Below are 18,310 nucleotides of genomic sequence, written 5' to 3'. Positions count from 1 at the left end.
TGGAATCTAATAAATATCAGGTCTATTATAGGCAAAATGCAATTGTGTATATTTATCACTGTATTTTGAGGATTGTAGAAGTTTTTATAGCTAGCTTTGACTGAGCTTGCCTTGCATTTATTATCTGACTTGCTACTTATTAAATCCCGATTATAACTCCACTAGATTTTTTAAAGAAAATTATCTCTGCAAAATTATCTTCATACTTATTAATCAATGTGTTTTTGTACTTTTCATCAAGTAATGTACTCAACTCTACATGAAGTAGCTACCATATAAATAACCAAATTTAGGTAAATTAGAAAATAAAAGTTTGCATCAAGGAGAGGTTAAATGTCAGTACAATTGTTACTGGTGGACGATGAGCCAGGATTACGTGAGGCCGTAAAAGAATATTTACAAGAAAGTGGATTCAATGTTCAAGTTGCTAGCAATGCAAGTGAAGGTTGGGAGATGTTGCAACAGATGACACCTGAATTAGTAATCTCAGATGTTATGATGCCTCAGGTTGATGGCTATCAGTTTCTCAAACAGATGCGTGAGGATAAGCGATTTCAATCTTTGCCAGTAATATTTTTAACTGCTAAAGGTATGACTAATGATCGTATTCAAGGTTATCAGGCAGGTGTGGATGCTTATATCCCCAAACCCTTCGATCCTGAGGAATTAATAGCAATTGTGGAAAACTTGTTGAATAGACGAGTGAAAAAAGGTGCTGTATTTCGAGAGAATGGGGAAAACTCAGATATTACCGAACTTGCTAACCAAATTGCACAAATAAAAGCATTATTAACCCAACGCACTTCTATTTCCCAGTCTCCTGCTCCTTTTAAAATTGACTTAACTCCTAGAGAGCAAAGTGTTTTAAATTCGGTAGCAGAAGGCTTAATGAACAAAGAAATTGCTCGTCGCTTAGATACCAGCGTAAGAAATGTAGAAAAATACGTTAGTCGTTTGTTCAGTAAAACTGGCACTAATAGCCGTACAGAGTTGGTACGCTTTGCTTTAGAGCATGGTCTGGCAAATTAACTACATTTCACGTAGTTTTAGTAACTTGAGCAATTGCTATATCCTAATTTCTTTATTTTCGAAAAGGATATATAAACTTAAAGTAATCAGGGGTTTGGAATGAAAAACTGAAAATAACAGAAGGGAAATAACTAGTACAAGCGAATTATATAAGAGAATCAATTGGCTGGTTCTAATCAATCGTATTTTAAGTATTTAAGGTTATAAATGTTCGAATGCTGAATGATGAAAAAATATCATCCTCACACTAACTAGAATGGCCAGTAAAAATGGTGGAATGCAAAAAGTACAATTGCACTTGTAGTCTGTCTAGAGGAGAACAATTCTATCTTTCATAATAACTTCAAATGTGATAAGCCTTTTAGTTAATACATATGGACCTCAATTTATGCAATGACAAAAATTAAAATTAAACCGTGTGGGAAGATTTCATAAAGTATTTTAGCATTTTAATACTCTTAAGTTACGGACAAACGAACATCAGACTCTTATCGTAACAAGTGGACCAAACCTAAAAAATAATTAGCAGCTGACACTCAACTTAGGGCAAATCCACTGAAAGCCTATAAACAAAGATTTGGTGAGAATGAAATATATAGCAGCAAGTCTACCTGATAATACTTCCCCTTGAAATAGATTTGGAATTTTCTGGGTCTCAAAAATAGTCATAGAATATTCCTAATTTATATTACCTATAAAAAGTCTGATAGATATGAATTAAAACAATATTACAAAATGAAAATTGAGAGTTAATTTAATAGTATTGAGTTTGTAAAAATGCTTTTTTCAGAGTAAAATCATGCAATATAATATCCTCATAACATCATAATTAAATTAAAAACGGCAATATTTTTTTGAGTGTTCACTAATAATGAATCCCAGAGTCATTATTTTGATTAGGTGGTCAAATCATCTTCATAAACAAATAGGGTTGTAAAATTTCAACCCATTAACCCATTACTCTGACTTTGTTCCTTGTAAAGTTAGTGCTGGTATTTTCTTAACCATCTGGAGATATAACCACAAAATAATGTGGTCAAACATTAAATTTAAATTGATAGATCACAAATGATGAAAGCCTGTGTTGATTTTTAACGAATGAAACAGTTTCCATAGAAAAACAATGTTGACTCCGTTGTGCAAACCCCTTCTTCAAATTTTACGAATTTATACTTAGACAATTATCATGAAACTATTTTTAAATAGTAATGTACTTAAAAACCAGTTATAAACTCTCTAAAATCCTGGAAGCTATGAAATTCAATTAATGAACTTAAATATATTTAATGATCTCAATCATTCCAAGAAGTTAGAAATGACTTAATTAGTAAATACTCGGTTTTTTTACTACGGTCAGGCGATAAATTTATAAAAGGTCTTAGTTATAAGCTTTTATAATAAATTTCATCTACCTTTGTACTCCTGCCTTTATCTACATAGTAGAAAGGGAATAAAAAACCGTAGGCACTTCCTATAAACCCCTAACTGGGTTTGACTTAAATCATGTTGTATTTGTGGAAGTTATGATAAAAAACCAGGCTTACTTGAGAAGAATACGGGTGAATTGGAAACACCTACTATTACATAGCGGATCAGGGTGCCTATGAATATATACTTATGAATATATAAATATAAATATATACCTGTGAATATATAAATGTAACTCGCTATTGATTATTGTCTGCAGAATTGCGTAAACGCATGAGCTGCCTTCTCATTGATGGTGAAGCTGAAAGCTCTGATGCTTCTCTGACCTTAATTACCTGGTCTAACATATCTAAAAACTCATCAGAATCATCCGTAATCATTTCTAACAAAACTTGCAAAAGTTGGTCACGGTCGCTTAATAGGCTTCTTTCTTCAATAAATCGAAATTTGAGATGAATGTCACATTCATAGACCCCTACTTCAATAGGATTAGCCTGAGGTGATAATGCTTTAGAGTTCATGTTCTTTAATTCCTTTACTAAGTGGTCATATGAATGAGGGGCTATCTTGCCAATCAAAATATCTTATGAATTAATCCAGGTTATCAATTAATAAACAAAAATGGTATTCCATTTCGGGCTCCTATTTTTTTCCTCCAGCTAAATATTCATTACTTGGGTTTTGACACTACTGAACCAATCAATCTTAAAACAAGATATATCTATTATTCAGTGTTTCCGATTCCTTACAATAAAGTTTCTGTAAGAAGTTCCTTTTGCTTGTTAAAGTGTTTTTACAGTAACTTTATGTTCACGTCAACAATAGTTTTATTTTTTACAGTAGTATCATATTCTATACGCAAGAAACACTACTTAGAAAATTGCTATTGTCTTTGGTAATTCATTTTTAAATGTTAATTGAGTATAGGATATACATGTAATTTTTTTCTGAATTTTACTTAAATAGGAAGTAGAACTTCATTCAGGCATCAAAATTTACAATTTGAATCCATAGATAGTTTTTAATGCAAGACATTAAGATATCTACTAAAACAAGCCTAAGATGATTTTGAGACTAAAAGGGATAATTATCTTCTATTTTGATAAATTGTGATGGTTTCTTGACATGAATGAGTTCAATTAATGTGCTTAAATTTAATACTCATAAAAATATAAACGTTGTATTGAACCTACAAAGCCATTGGGGAAGAAGCATTTAAGTCTAACAATAGGGTCTACAATGATTGCAGTGAAGTCGAACTACTCTTTTATGGATTGCATTTGTATATGGACAAATCTATGTTGCTGAAATCCACAACCCGCCATATTCGTGTCTTTGCAGCAGAAATAAACCAAGGTGGAGAATTAGTTCCTAGCAATCAGGTTCTGACACTGGATATTGATCCAGATAATGAATTTAACTGGAATGAGGATACCCTACAAAAGGTATACCGCAAATTTGACGAACTAGTAGAAGCATCAAGTAATGTGGAATTGACTGATTACAATCTCCGACGTATCGGATCAGATTTGGAACATTATGTGCGATCACTTTTACAAAAAGGCGAAATAAGTTATAACCTATCATCTAGTGTCAACAACTACAGTATGGGATTACCTCAAGTTTCTTCTGGAAAAGCTTTATAAAAGTTTACTCTGAGAATCCTTCAGAAGCTAGTATCCATAGTTTTCATTATCTCTGTAGAAAAATACGGGGTTTTCTGCAGCCTAACTACATGCTCCCTAATTCAAGGGAAAATAATGGTTTGTCGGCACGAAAAAACAAATGAGCACTTTTGGGATTTTCTAGCTACTGATTTCTTTTAAGCAGTATTAAGGGTAAAAGTACAACTTAATATTTATTAGTTTTTTCTTGATCCTAAAAATTAATTTTTTATCGAGATTATTTATTTAAAATACTAGATATAGTGTAATTTAATGATTAGTCAACTATCTGAACAATTAACCTAATTATATCCGCATTTAGATAAGATTTTCTCATTTTTGTTTAATTGTATTAATGTATTAGTATTAGGTATTGAATTAGTGGTCAGAGTGGTATTAATTGCTAGTATCTTTGCTCCTGATTTTATATCCAAGAAATTTAAGCAACCTAGTAATAATTATTTATTATTTATAAGGTTTTTATAGATTTAAAATCATGTTATTCAACAAAAGTAGTGGTAAGCTATATCTAGTTTTGGAGATAGTTATTGAATAATTACTATAAGAGTAATTAATGCCTATAGTTTCATCTTAGCCATTAATTACTGTAGGTTTATAATTATAAAAGTTAATAATTTTTAGAGACACACTCAGAAACTACTCTTTCAAAATGCAGAAAAATTACGGAAAATTTATAAAGTAAAAGTTCCTATAATTAAATAACATATTTCTATTCGGAAAAAGTTTCGGAAATAAAAATTCAGCCTGTTAACTTTGGAAATATACTAATGTTAGTATATAAGCATTGCTAATTATCAATGATCATAATTCTGCTGATAACAGAAAAATATTCCATTTTTTTTGTATTGTGAGCAGTTTATAGACATCAAAATTAAGAACCATTCAAATATTTTTCATATATTAAGTTCCATATTAATTGGTAAGTAAACATTATCATATACAGGATAAATATATCCTTCTGAATTTTGGTAGTTGAAAAAATTAGGAAGCAGACAGATAGCCATGGTTTACCTCACTCAACATGAGAGAAAAAATATATTAGAAGGTAAACTTTTATATGCTTGTTTATATGAGAACTTTATTTTTACCACTTGTAGCTGAAGTCTAATCTTTACAAACACAAAATATTTAGAATTAATTGAATTATTTTTATAAATTTTTTAACTGATAGATATGGCAAATGATTCATAGGCTTTTAAAACCTTGTGAAAAGACATCCCATCCGGTAATGTACAGAAAATTTATGTTGAAGGATATGAACCCTGCCACTAATATTAAAATAAATTCATTTATAAATAAATGACGAGATTTGTTATCTAGCTGTTGATGGTAAATATCATAAAAAATTATTTGATTCTGAGTATTAGCATCTGGTTTTGTCAAAAGGTTAGAATCATAATCCAAGATTGGATATATCAACTAAAGGATAACAGTCTTGCATACCTTCACGAAAATTGCCTTTGAAAAATATGCAAATTGCTGAGCAGTGGGGAAACTATGGAAAATGAAGGGATAATGCTCTACTGTCCAAAATGTCAAGCATCTAATTTGTTGACTCACAAGTTTTGTCAGCAATGTTCTGCCTACCTACCCAAGCGTCTGTTGTGGTTAGCAGGAGACGTCAAAAATAAGGGTAATTCTGGAGAATTATTAGCCGAGCGTTATTTTGTTATAGAACCATCTATACTTTTGGATACAAAGCCTGCTTTATTACCCCAATCTCCAGAATTAGAAACTTTACAAGCAATTCGTCCCTACTTAAGATTATTTCCTTACCGTTTACATACCCCCCAAGTATATGGGGTATTACAATTATCCCCAAAGCAATCATCAACAGAATTATTACTTATAGAAAAACCGCCTCTATATACGGGAGATAATAATTTAAAGCAAGTCAAGCTTCACAGTGATTTAATTACTGCCTGGAGTAATGTATCCGCGATGAGACAACTTAATTGGCTATTGCAAATTGCCAAACTATGGCGACCTTTAGCTGATGAGGGCGTGGTTTCAAGTTTGCTAACATCCGAATTAATAAGGGTGGAGGGGTCTCTAGTCAGACTCTTAGACTTACACATTGATAACCAGTTCAATTCTCCTAGATTAGTTGACTTGGGAAAATTTTGGAAGCGACTTGTACCTGCCAGTAAACCAACAATCATAAATTTAATTAATCAAATTATAGAAGATTTAATTCAACGAAAAATTTCTTCCCCCGAAGAATTAATTAAAATTTTATATCAAGGAATATCTATTATTGGGCAGTCACAAATCAATAATATCACGATTACGACTAAGACTGATACTGGCCCTCACCGCCAAAGGAATGAGGATGCTTGTTATCCTCCCAGTGGTACTACTCTTACCAATCATCCCCAAAATATTGCTGCAGCGATTATTTGTGATGGTATTGGTGGTCATGAAAGGGGGAATATTGCTTCTGAAATTGCAATTCAAACAATACAGCGAGCAGTATCAGAGTATATACAATCTTCTTCTATAAAAAATACAGGCTCATATATAGCAAATATGGACTTGGAAAAAGCTGTTAATAATGCTAATGATCAAATCAGCCAGCAAAATGATAGAGAAAATCGCCAAGGTCGACGGCGCATGGGTACTACATTAGTAATGGGTTTACATGTAGGTAATGAAATGTACATTACCCATGTGGGAGATAGTCGTGCTTATTTGATTACTCTCCAAGGTTGTTATCAAGTCACACTAGATGATGATGTTGCTTCTAGAGAAGTCTGCTTAGGTCATACACTATATCGGGAAGCAACACACAAAAATGATGCAGGTTCTTTAATACAAGCATTAGGAATGAGCCCTAGCATTTTTCTCAACCCGACAGCTCAAAGCCTTATTTTAGATGAAGATAGCGTGTTTCTATTGTGTTCTGATGGCTTAAGTGACTTTGATAGGGTAGAAGAAAACTGGGAGACAGAAATATTACCATTATTAATGAATAAGCTGGAAATTAATGATGTTGCTGACACGCTAGTAAGAATAGCTAATAGTTACAATGGTCATGATAATGTCACCGTAGCTGTAATTCACTGTCAAGTTAAACACTCTGAACCAGTTAATCACATAAATACTGAATTCGTAAATACTACACCAATTGATAAATCTACTGTACTTAGAACAGAACAACAATCGTATTTATCAACCATAATTTCAGAAAGAGGTAGTAAACAAAAACATCAGGCAGAAACTATTGGTAATTTTAGTAGAAGAAGATTTAAAATGCTTTTGCAACTTTTAGTTATTTTCCCTTTAGTAATTATGGCTTTTATGCTAGGACTTTCAATTTGGAAAATAATGAATCCATATCCTCAAATTAGTATAGGTACTTCTAAACCTGTACTGTTTAAAAAACCTCGTACTGTGGAAAATTTGCAGTTGGGATGGGTGGTTCGAACAACTCAACGCACAGCACTTACAGAACGGAAGTCAGTTTCCACTAACACTTTGCTTCAGGTTATAGATAAAAAACCAGGTGTATTGAATTCTGGGGGTATTAACATTCGTTTTAGGGTATGTCCCAGTTCTATACAAAGCTCATCGGATAATGACACACTATTCTGGGTAAATATAAATCAACTAAAAGAAGCAAAGGTTAAAGTTTTGCAAGCTGGAGAAATAAGTCCATGTAATCCTTTGCCTATAATTGTGGTACCAGCTAGTTAAAAGTTTAATAGTTATTAAACTTTTAACTATGTAAATCATCTCAAGAATCATAAATTTAATAGTTATGATTATGGACGCTTAATAGGGCGATTTTATTCATTATTATTAGATAATGTAGGGATGTATTATCATGCAAATATCGTGCCAAAATTGTACATAAAGACATCATTATTAAAGTTAAAATTATGTGATTTCAGTTATCTAAAAAACTTACTTTTATTATGTATATCAAATGAAAAATTAATCATCTAGTAGCAGTAAGCATGACAGATGTTTCCACTGAAACTTATGATTATCGATACTAGTATACCCTGGGCTAGTATCACTTTAATGCTTAACATTATTCAAAGATTATCAATAACTTTTCATTCTATTTTGTTTCGAAATAAATCTAACATTGATTATTTGGAGGGTTTCTGGATCAACCAATCTCACTTAAAAAGAGCCTAGGTACTCTAAGTTCTCAACTTCTAGCTATTAACACTAAATATTAAGGAATTTATTTTATATATTTATAATCTTTGATACCCAATAAATTTAAATCAGAATTAAATCGCATCAGTTTAAATTATGCATTTATGATTATCACGATCAAACTATTGACATAAATAACACAAAACTAAAAAAATATAAAGTTAATAATTTGATTGGGATCGCTGCAGCCCATACAAAAAAGTGATTTGTGAAATTATTCAGTATTTATATTTAAAAACACAGTGATAAATATAAGTATAGTTCTTATATTGGACTACAAAATATGAAGATAATAAGACCCCTAACATCAGCTTGTAAGTATTGTCGCCACTACAAGCCGGAAGGAAGACGTGGGGGGGTGTGTCAACAACTAGGAACACCTGTTAAGGGAAAATGGGCAGCTTGTTCTTTAGCAATACCTCCATTCATCCCATCTTGGGAGAGTTTGGAAGATGTATGGCATATTTCAGAGAAGACAAAACTTAAGGAGACAGGCAATGGGGTGATGACAAAAATGATACGCTCCAATAATCACTATATATACAACAAGGAAACAGCTACTACTTAGAAAGTAAGAACTTGCCACAGTTTTAGACAAAGCAAATAATAAAAAGAATTATTGGGCGGAAAAAATGATGGGATTACTAACAAGTAAAACAATATTAAGAAATAAGTATTTTATCCTAAAATACTTATAAACATCATCAGAGCAGCAGATACTACAATATTCCAAAAGGGATCAGAATAAACATGATCATAGAGAGAAATATAAGCCAATAAAGGAAAATCAAAAGTATTTGATTTTCCTTTATTGGCTTAAGTTAGGTGTTATAGATGTGATATCTTATGGATGGTAAATGTGTAAATTCCCTGGATGCAAAATAATCAATAATAACTTAATCTGATTTAAAATAAAGTTAATTAGTAAGTTCTTTAGAAAGGGTAATCGAAATATTAGAAGACCAAAGACATACTGGTTTTCGATTTATATAGCGATGCAGAAACAGTAGAATTATAATATCTTGTAGTAATTCCGAAACAAAATATAGAAAATAGACTACAAGCATTTATTCCACAAATTATTGCCTATGAATATTTATCTTGTGGGGAATGATAATAACTTTTGTAGAAATCACTTAAAGAGGAAGTAATACCAGAATATTATTCACAAAAAATAGAATAGATGGGACAGTTATAAATGATATTCATACCCTAAAAATAGTATATTTAATCCAACTTACTCAATATTTTTGAATAGAAAACACCGTAATTTATAAAATGTGCTAAATAATCATTATATGGTTATAAAAATACTAGTTTTGTTTGATTGAGTACGATTAATACTTGTCTTTGAACTCGTTGATAATCTGTTTGTAGTCTAAGTTATAATGTTTAGCTTTGATGCCTATAGTCTCTACAATGGCAACCTAGCTAAAATCAAACTTAAATTTCAGGAATTATAAGTATTCAGTCTAACTAATACTAAATAAGAAGACTCATATTTATCAGTTGGATAGATGAAGGGCATCATAAAAATAACTGATGGAACAAAGTTTAAAGACTCTACAGATATATAAATATGTATATTTTATGATGTCGAAATTTAAACGGATGATAGAGTTACTTTAACTATATCAGAATTTGCGGAAATGCATAGTTAACATACCAGCATTTATATGCTATCTTTATTCGTTTCTAAATATGAAATCTATCACAGCTAATTTCAGGTATCTAATTATTGAAGTATATCTTGAATAACTACTATTAAAACTTTGATATTTTAAATGTTAATGATTATGTAAGTCTGCTATGGGAGAGAGTCTCAAGGTAAAACCTACTATGGTATCGTCACCTTAAGACAAAACACCAAATATTTAGTTCATAAACATGACTGCACAGTGACTTGATATATGTATATATCAAGTCTATATCCAGGAATTAAATTTTCCATACATTTGTATTATATATGCGTGTTTTTGACTTACCTTTATGGAGTTTATTGAACCAACTTATAACAATGCTGTGTACTATTTATTAATAGTACATGTTTAGATAGCTCCTTTAAAAATGTCTGAGTCTTAAAAGACCTTCTAAATGCAATTCCTAAAACTATAGGAAAATGTCTATAGTTTTATTGGATAAAAAATTATTTCATAATCAGTAGTGTATTTATTTTAATTACTATTCCCTAAACCTTTGCAAATATTACCGAATAAAAAAATTTCTTAGAAAGCAAAATAATACAAGATGTTGTTTCTCCATATGCAATTGTATCCGGAAATTGTATCCGGAATATGATTAGATTCCCTTATCAAGAAAAATAGGCAATATTTTTTTATACTAAAAGTTAGACTTTTTCCAAGCCAAATGGCTGACTAAACTTTTCAATAATCCCTCCTCCCAAAACTTTATTGTCTTCATACCAAACAATTGCTTGTCCAGGGACAATACTAAATTGAGGTGTGTCAAATACTACGCGCGCACGAAGCCCATGTAATGGAATAATAGTAACTGGAATCAGTGCAGAACGATAACGAATATGTACCTCAGCACGAATGGATCTTAATGGTTCTGCTATTGATACCCAGTTTACTCTAGACACCACACATTCTGTCTGAGTTGCTTTGGTGCGGTCACCTACAATAACACGATTATTTACCGTGTCTAAGGCTATGACATATAGAGGTTTGGGAGCAGCTATTCCCAGCCCTTTGCGTTGTCCAACAGTATAATATTGAACCCCATCATGTTTTCCTAAGACTTTTCCTTCTGTATCTACAATATTCCCTGGCGCAGGTGCAAGATATTTATTGAGGAATACTCTCATCGAACCATTACTTTCCACTAGACATAAATCTTGGCTTTCCGGCTTATCTGCTGTTTTCAAACCGTATTCATGAGCTAAACGGCGGGTATCACTTTTTAGTATTTCTCCCAGTGGAAATATTGATACTTCTAATAAATCTTGTGAAAGATCATACAAAAAATATGACTGGTCCTTATTACGGTCAAAAGCTCTTAATAATTCGTAACGGCCAGTTTCAGAATTATGGTGGATTCTTGCATAGTGACCAGTCGCAATTTTCTTACCTCCTAGTTTTTCTCGGGCGTACTTAATCATGGCATCAAACTTAACCGTTTTATTACACTCTGAGCAAGGTAAAGGAGTAATACCCTTGCTGTAACCAGTGACTAAATAATCGATAATATGAGTCTGGAATAACTCTCGGATGTCAACTATATGATGGGAAATACCCAATTGTTCGCAAATATAAGCAGCATCAACCATTCCCTCAGAACAGCACTGTCCCTTACCTTTCATTAGCCAAAGTGTAAGGCCTATTACCTCATAACCCTGATGGTGCAAAATTGCAGCAGCGGTGGAACTATCAACACCACCAGAAAGTCCAACTACGACCTTTGTCATTATCTTGTATATTTTGCTTGGTTGATATTTCTAAGCTAACACTGTGTCAGTGTTGCAAATGCAAACCCAAAATGGGTTGTATGATAATCTTTAACTCATTTAGTTGATTTTACTGGGTTGTACTACAACAATTAACAAATTAGGAAACTTTAATGTCTAATTCAAACATTAAACTAAGACTATGACTTTTCCCAATTATGTTCAACCATTATTTTTACTGGGTGCATCTTTAGTTATGGGTATTTCCAACCCAGCTATAGCACAAGCGTATGAAGAAGTGAGTAATTTTTTTAGTCCAGGATTTCATAATAAAGTTAGTCAATCTTTAGGATATGGTCAAGGGTATTTAGAATCTAAGAATAAATCACCAGAAGAACATTTTGAACAATCAGAGTTTTATTTAGTTTATGTGGATAGCAACAACTCTCAAACCCTTCAAAAAGTGAGGCAGTTAGAACCTAACGCTTATATTCGTCAGTTTCAAGGAAGATATATTATTCAAGCTGGTGTATTTGGTAAATATGCCAATGCTCAAAAAAGAATTAGACAACTAGAAGCTTATGGAGTCAGTAATACTAAAATTTTTAATCTTAATATAAGACAAGATATTACCAATAATGATGTGATTACTAGAGTTAAAGAAGACGTTTCTCGTTACTATTACGTGGTAATTCCCAGTATTCCCGAGGACGCAATTAATATAACCAATCGTCTTCGACAAGATACGGGGTTTTATTGGGGAATTAATACCAGAAACCATAGGTTGGGACATCATGTAGCGGTCGGACCTTTTACTCAGTATTCAGATGCTCGTAAATGGAATAAATATTTGCACAATATGGGTTTTAGCAATGCTAGGGTTTATTATGGTCATTAAATACTGAGTGATATTTAGGAATCAAGATTTTTGCTGAATATGTATTACTGACACTCAATATCGGGAAAAAGCTCCCTAAAGAGACCACAAATCTATACAGCCCATCTATGGCTTTTTTAAGTCTAAGAGTATATTTGAAGGGTTTATATGGATGGAAAAATGTACTGGTATTCCTATTTATGAGTCAGCCTATAGTAGGAAATACGGAAACTCTGGTGTTTGAGGGGACAATTCATAGTCCTATAATAACCATCCATGTTTCATACATTAACAGACAGAAAGGATACTCCAATAGCAAGTTTTTTGTTAATGCAAGGTTCTCAGTTTTTTCAAGTATGGGACCTATTTTAGTAATCCTATAAGAAAACCATAAACCATTTTATGAGAAATATTTTATTCAAGCTACTATGCGTCCAGATCCTTTTAGGGGATCCTATTGTTGGACTTTGCATTAGCCGTAATACTTTAAACTTTTGGTAAAAAAATAAATTAGGATAAGGTAAAGCGATTATTAAATTGATTAAAATGGCTGTAGTTGCAAAACCAATGATTGGGAAAATTCCGTAAGTTATTCGAAAATATACAGGTAAGACTTAGGAAGAAATAGCCAAATTGCAGAAGAAAAATATAATATGATTAGACATCATTAAGTGATTATCTTAATAAAACAACATACTTAACATATAAAATTTATGACTATGGAACTAAAATAAATCCATCGTGGTAGCTTACAGATATAAGAGTTTGTTAACTAGGTAGGATATAGTAAGAGCAAATTACTACAATAGTAATTTCATGGCAGTGAGTATATGCTAAACAAGCACTATGAGTTGTTGTTATAAGAAATTCATCGGTATAAATTCAATAGCACTTACTTTTGTCGCTTATATATTACAATCGGTAAACTTCATTGTCTTTCCCAGTATAGAAAACAACTGTGTACTCAAGTCTTGAGCGGAAATATCAACTCATTCAGAAGGAATTGATGGCAGGAGTGGTCGCTCTAGCAGGAGTATTTCTGGTTGGCACTTTGTGGTACAGCCTAGTGGAGGGATGGTCTTTGGCTGATTCTGCCTATATGACTATTATAACTCTAGCAACTGTGGGTTATAGTGAAACCCATCCTCTAGGCAATCGAGGCAGACTATTCACTATTGCCTTAATTTTAATGGGAGTTATAAGCATTGGTTATATTGTTAACCGATTTACTGAAGCAGTTATCCAAGGCTATTTTCAAGAAGGTATTCGACTCCAACAACAAAAACGTTTAATGGAATCATTATCAGAGCACTATATTCTTTGTGGTTTTAATCGTACAGGGCGTCAAATTGCTAAGGAATTTGCTGCTGAGGGAGTTCCTTTTGCAGTTATTGATTCTAGTCTAGAAAGAGTACAAAAAGGACAACAAGAAGGTTATACCATATACCAGGGGGATGCCACATTAGATGAAACCTTAATTCGCGTAGGGGTTGCAAAAGCAACCTGTATTGTGGCCGCTTTACCTTCTGATGCAGAGAATTTGTATATTGTTCTATCATCAAAAACATTAAATCCTTTAATCCGTGCAATTGCTAGGGCTAGTACAGAAGAAGCATTACAAAAGCTACAAAGAGGTGGCGCAGATGTAGTCATTTCACCTTATATTACCGGTGGTAAAAGAATGGCATCAGCAGCACTCAGACCCCAGGTAATGGACTTTGTAGATGGAATTATTTCTGGTACAGATAGACAACTATACGTGGAGGAATTCCTTCTAGACCCCTCCGTGTGTCCAATAGTAGGCCAAACGTTGCACAACGCAAAATTAAGACCACAAACAGGTGCACTGGTTTTAGCAATTCGCCGTTTAGATGGAAAACTCATTGGAGGCCCTAATGGGAATACTATTCTAATGCCAGGAGATACATTAATTTGTATGGGTACAGCCGAACAATTACGTATTTTAAATCGGATCCTCGGACCAATTGCCTCCAAACAACTACGTAAACCAAAAACATCCTAATCCCAAACTAATTTAGTTTCATAAAGGATAAGGTATTTATGGTAGACTTTATTCTCTATGAAACTAAATTATGGATGTTTAAACTTGAGTCAAATAATCCCACAATATTGTAAGTCTTTGATAATTATTACTAGTCTTAGATTTTCTTTATCGAATTACAAATGCAGATATACTTATCAACATAGATAGTAATCACCAAGTAAGAAAGCATATACCTGTTAAAATATTAATACTTGGCTTTCAGGACAACACTCAACTTGTTAAGTATTAACAGTTTTGAGCTTAATCTTCTCGAATGGGGATTTTTTTATTAAAGTTATATTACCAGCTTAGATACTGATATGTTATCATTACATACTGTTAAAGACAAATTATAAACTTCTTCTGAGCTTTTGGGAGTTAAACATTATTCTTGTAAGATAGAGTTTTATATTAATCATCAGCCTTCAGTGTATTTTCGTATTTTATCAATTAAGTTACTCAAATTATCTTCATTTAAACGGTAGCTAAGAGGATGTGCAATTAAATAAGCAGTACTTTCGTATAGAGTTGCAATTTCTACTAGTCCATTCTCCTTCAAAGTTTTTCCAGTTGATACTAAATCAACAATTGCTTCTGACATACCAGTAATTGGTCCCAATTCCACAGAACCATACAAGGGTACTATTTCTACAGGTAGATTTATATGCTGAAAGTATTCGTAGGCAGAGTTAACATACTTTGATGCGACTCTTCCATGGGCTGGTAAATCTAAAGGAGACTGATAAGAACTCGATTGTCTTACTGCTAATGACATTCGACAATAACCAAAGCCTAAATCCACAAGATGAGCAACTTGTGGATTCTTTTCCCGCAATACATCAAAACCGACAATACCCAATTGAGCTTGACCGTATTCCACGTACACAGGAACATCTTGTGCTCTTACTAATAATCCCTTTGCAGTACCACTACCATCAATTATTTGTAGTTGGCGATTGCCAGCATCTAAAAAAGCACTAAAATCTAAACCTAAATTATTCAGAAGGTGAATACCATACTTGAGAAGCCCACCTTTGGGTAATGCAACAGTAAGCATATATTAGGGCAGTTAGGGAAATACAGTATAATTATCATAATAGAAAGTAGTATATTCCATTAACAGCAATAATTTATATAATTAAACTGCTTTGGAGTTTGGATTACAGTTAAGGCCATAAGAATTTTATTAACTGATGATAAAACTGAACTAACATAAACTTTGAACTAATTAATCAGTAGCGAAGAGTATGACTCTTATACTGTATATAATATTACTTGTACTGTATATAATATTATTAAATTTTACCAAGAAAAACTGAATTAGAAACTTGTCAAGGGTCACGACATCAGGTTCCTAAAACACCCATAGTACTCCTAACTGCCAAACATACACTTGATATAATCGTATTGAAAAAACTGGACACTAAAGCAAATGCTTGGTCAAACCTTTTTCATTATACTAATTTAGTAGCTAGGGTGAAGGCTTTGTTACGTCCTTCGACTCTTATATCCCAGAATCTATAAATACTCATGTATCCATAGATTATTTAAGGGTTAGTTTTAATAATCAAGTGGCTTATTGCCAAAGTAAGGCTATTAAGATTTTAGAAAAAGAAAGACAATTACTATGTTTCTTATAAATAGTCCTGGACAATTGTTAGGTCATAACGAGAATATATAGAGTCTTTGGCAAGATGGTGAAAAACCAAACAATAATTATGATTACAGCTTTAGCACATTTACTTCGGCGTAAAATCCTACTGGGAAAGGAATAACAACTAATTCACAAGATATTTGGAAACTGATTTTTATCCTCTAATATTTATGTTTGTTAAACATCACTATGATGACAAGGCAGACATCTATTAAAAATTTTGGATTGTTATATTCATGTAATATAGTTCTCTGAGAAAATGACCTCAAAGGTAGGTAATTATATACGAAGTAATGGTAACAGGGAAATTAATCTTCGAATTGACTAATGTTAAAAACTAGAGTGAAGATGCTATAGTAATAGCTCTAGGCAAAACTATTTTATGATTCCAGTTTAAGATAACCACCTAACCATAAGTCAAATTTATTACGTTGAACATTGTCAACAATATAAAAGTGTAAATTTTTCTATAGGAAAAAGCAAGAGTTAAAAATCTGATTTCCTTAGTTATTTTTTGCGGTTTAAAGCGTAAAAATATTGTGCTGTAGGGTAATTAATTAGTTGTTTTCCCATGGCCATAATACTATAGACTTATAATTGTGGCTATATGGGTTATATTTACTTATTTGATCAGTAAATAATAGTCATTCCTAATGGTTCTTTAACAATAAAAGGAGGTTATAACCCTAGCATTTATCATTACAAGCTTTATGTGTAAATAACGTCAGTAATGTAAGTAAATTTATTGGAGGATGACTGTGGATACTGTTTTAGGAGAACAAATACTAGATGCAAGTTTGGCTATGAAGATAGGTGACCGCGTTCGTGTAAAAACCTCTGTAGTTGTTTATCATCATCCCGAACATAGAGGTGAAAGCTTTGATATTAAAAATTCTGAGGGTGAAGTGATAAAAATAGCCACACAATGGCAGGGTAGGCCTGTGAGTGCCAATTTGCCAATTGTAGTTAAGTTCAGCAGAAACTTTAAGGCTCACTTACGGGAAAATGAGTTGGAGATTTTATCTTATTCCAGAAATGCCCAAAGTCTTCATTAGTGGTGGATTGAAAATAATGAGATTCACTCCACCATCATTTGTTCAGATACATAGCAAGGAAATGACAAAAACAAATATATAAGGTTTTTTCTCCTGAATATTGACTCAGTTCGACTAATACTCAGTACAGTTTGTTTAGCAAATTTCTAGAATGAGTGATTCTCATAACCAGCCTTGCAAATAGTAAATTAATATTCCTAAGTACTCTTTTAAGGCAAGAGTCAATTCATGTAAGTTATTTACATCAGGTATTAAACTTAGGATAGCTGCTTTAGGTGTAATTCCAAGTCCTCGTATTTTTTCTTCACTTACCAGAAAATCAGTTGGTGCAGGTATAACGTTCATGCCTTGTCGTTTGAAAATCAGCAGAGAACGCGGCATATGCACGGCTGAAGTAATTAATATAATTTTTTTATACCATTTTTATCTGCTATCTTACGGACATTACGTGCATTTTGATAAGTATTTAGGGAATTAGGCTCTTCAATAATAGCTTTTTGGGGAACACCAAAAGAGTTTAAAACCACTGCCATATCTGTTGATTCGGGGGTAATACTTTCATGCCAATCAAGACGTCCACCACTAAGTATAATTGTAGGAGCTTTCTTTTGACGGTACAGTTGCGCTGCATAAATAATACGATCACCCTGTTCTGCTAAATCAACCCCTGGTCTTGGAAAAGTTGCAGATTTTGTTCCTCCTCCTAGTACTACAATTGCATCGGCTGCAGGTAAATCAGCTACCCCCAGATTCTGCCATTCTAATGATTGCACAACTAGGTGAGAGATCCAAGCATTACTGGTCACCAGTAAGAGTATTAAGGAAAAGACAATAAAAAAAGCAGAAGTTTTTGGCTTCTTTGCTAAGAGTACCAAGGCTATAAATAAGTTTATACAGGCGAAACCAAGGGGATAAAATAATAAAGGTAATAATTTGGAGAGATATAAGAACATGGGTATATT

Annotated in this window: 10 protein-coding genes and 1 pseudogene; 7 read left to right on the top strand and 4 right to left on the bottom strand. The window is 32.6% G+C overall.

Going from position 1 to position 18,310, the window contains the following annotated elements; genetic code table 11:
* Positions 1-333: 333 nt before the first annotated feature.
* The gene (locus RINTHH_RS09800; RefSeq protein ID WP_008236006.1) at positions 334-1,029 is read left to right on the top strand and encodes a response regulator transcription factor; all 696 of its coding nucleotides are present in this window, start codon (positions 334-336) and stop codon (positions 1,027-1,029) included.
* Between the two features lie 1,667 nt (positions 1,030-2,696).
* On the opposite strand, the gene RINTHH_RS09795 is transcribed toward RINTHH_RS09800, so the two are convergent.
* Positions 2,697-2,978, bottom strand: a complete 282-nt coding sequence (locus RINTHH_RS09795; protein ID WP_008229696.1) for an Npun_R1517 family heterocyst differentiation transcriptional regulator — start codon at positions 2,976-2,978, stop codon at positions 2,697-2,699.
* 765 nt (positions 2,979-3,743) lie between these two features.
* On the opposite strand from RINTHH_RS09795, the gene ndhM reads away from it, so the two are divergent.
* The 3 genes from ndhM to RINTHH_RS09780 all read left to right on the top strand — a co-directional run bounded on the left by ndhM (position 3,744) and on the right by RINTHH_RS09780 (position 8,880).
* Positions 3,744-4,103 (top strand): NAD(P)H-quinone oxidoreductase subunit M, encoded by a 360-nt coding sequence (gene ndhM, locus RINTHH_RS09790; protein WP_196794911.1) that lies wholly within the window; start codon positions 3,744-3,746, stop codon positions 4,101-4,103.
* A 1,536-nt stretch (positions 4,104-5,639) separates the two neighbouring features.
* Complete coding sequence (locus RINTHH_RS09785; RefSeq protein ID WP_008235989.1) at positions 5,640-7,838, top strand: PP2C family protein-serine/threonine phosphatase; 2,199 nt, start codon at positions 5,640-5,642, stop codon at positions 7,836-7,838.
* Positions 7,839-8,595: 757 nt separating this feature from the next.
* Complete coding sequence (locus RINTHH_RS09780; protein WP_008235987.1) at positions 8,596-8,880, top strand: hypothetical protein; 285 nt, start codon at positions 8,596-8,598, stop codon at positions 8,878-8,880.
* Between the two features lie 1,779 nt (positions 8,881-10,659).
* Here RINTHH_RS09780 and mnmA read toward each other — a convergent pair.
* On the bottom strand, positions 10,660-11,739 hold the full coding sequence (mnmA, locus tag RINTHH_RS09775) for a tRNA 2-thiouridine(34) synthase MnmA (RefSeq protein ID WP_008235985.1): 1,080 nt from the start codon (positions 11,737-11,739) through the stop codon (positions 10,660-10,662).
* Positions 11,740-11,920: 181 nt separating this feature from the next.
* Here mnmA and RINTHH_RS09770 point away from each other — a divergent pair, with 181 nt between their 5' ends.
* Together RINTHH_RS09770 and RINTHH_RS09760 are read left to right on the top strand one after the other, a co-directional pair.
* Complete coding sequence (locus tag RINTHH_RS09770) at positions 11,921-12,616, top strand: SPOR domain-containing protein (protein ID WP_008235983.1); 696 nt, start codon at positions 11,921-11,923, stop codon at positions 12,614-12,616.
* 937 nt (positions 12,617-13,553) lie between these two features.
* The gene (locus tag RINTHH_RS09760; RefSeq protein ID WP_081606256.1) at positions 13,554-14,618 is read left to right on the top strand and encodes a potassium channel family protein; all 1,065 of its coding nucleotides are present in this window, start codon (positions 13,554-13,556) and stop codon (positions 14,616-14,618) included.
* A gap of 439 nt (positions 14,619-15,057) precedes the next feature.
* Here RINTHH_RS09760 and hisG read toward each other — a convergent pair whose 3' ends face one another.
* Positions 15,058-15,696, bottom strand: coding sequence for an ATP phosphoribosyltransferase (hisG, locus tag RINTHH_RS09755; protein ID WP_008235978.1), 639 nt, complete (start codon positions 15,694-15,696; stop codon positions 15,058-15,060).
* Positions 15,697-17,045: 1,349 nt separating this feature from the next.
* Between hisG and RINTHH_RS09750 the strand changes: the two genes are divergently transcribed.
* Entirely contained in the window at positions 17,046-17,348 is a 303-nt protein-coding gene (locus RINTHH_RS09750; protein ID WP_044305012.1) for a ferredoxin-thioredoxin reductase variable chain, read from the top strand.
* 162 nt (positions 17,349-17,510) lie between these two features.
* Here RINTHH_RS09750 and RINTHH_RS09745 read toward each other — a convergent pair.
* Positions 17,511-18,301, bottom strand: a pseudogene (locus RINTHH_RS09745) (YdcF family protein).
* Between the last annotated feature and the right edge of the window lie 9 nt (positions 18,302-18,310).

It is taken from the genome of Richelia intracellularis HH01 (assembly GCF_000350105.1).
Taxonomy (GTDB): domain Bacteria; phylum Cyanobacteriota; class Cyanobacteriia; order Cyanobacteriales; family Nostocaceae; genus Richelia; species Richelia intracellularis.
Note: the sequence above shows the minus strand (reverse complement) of the source record. Positions and strands in the feature narration are given on the sequence as shown.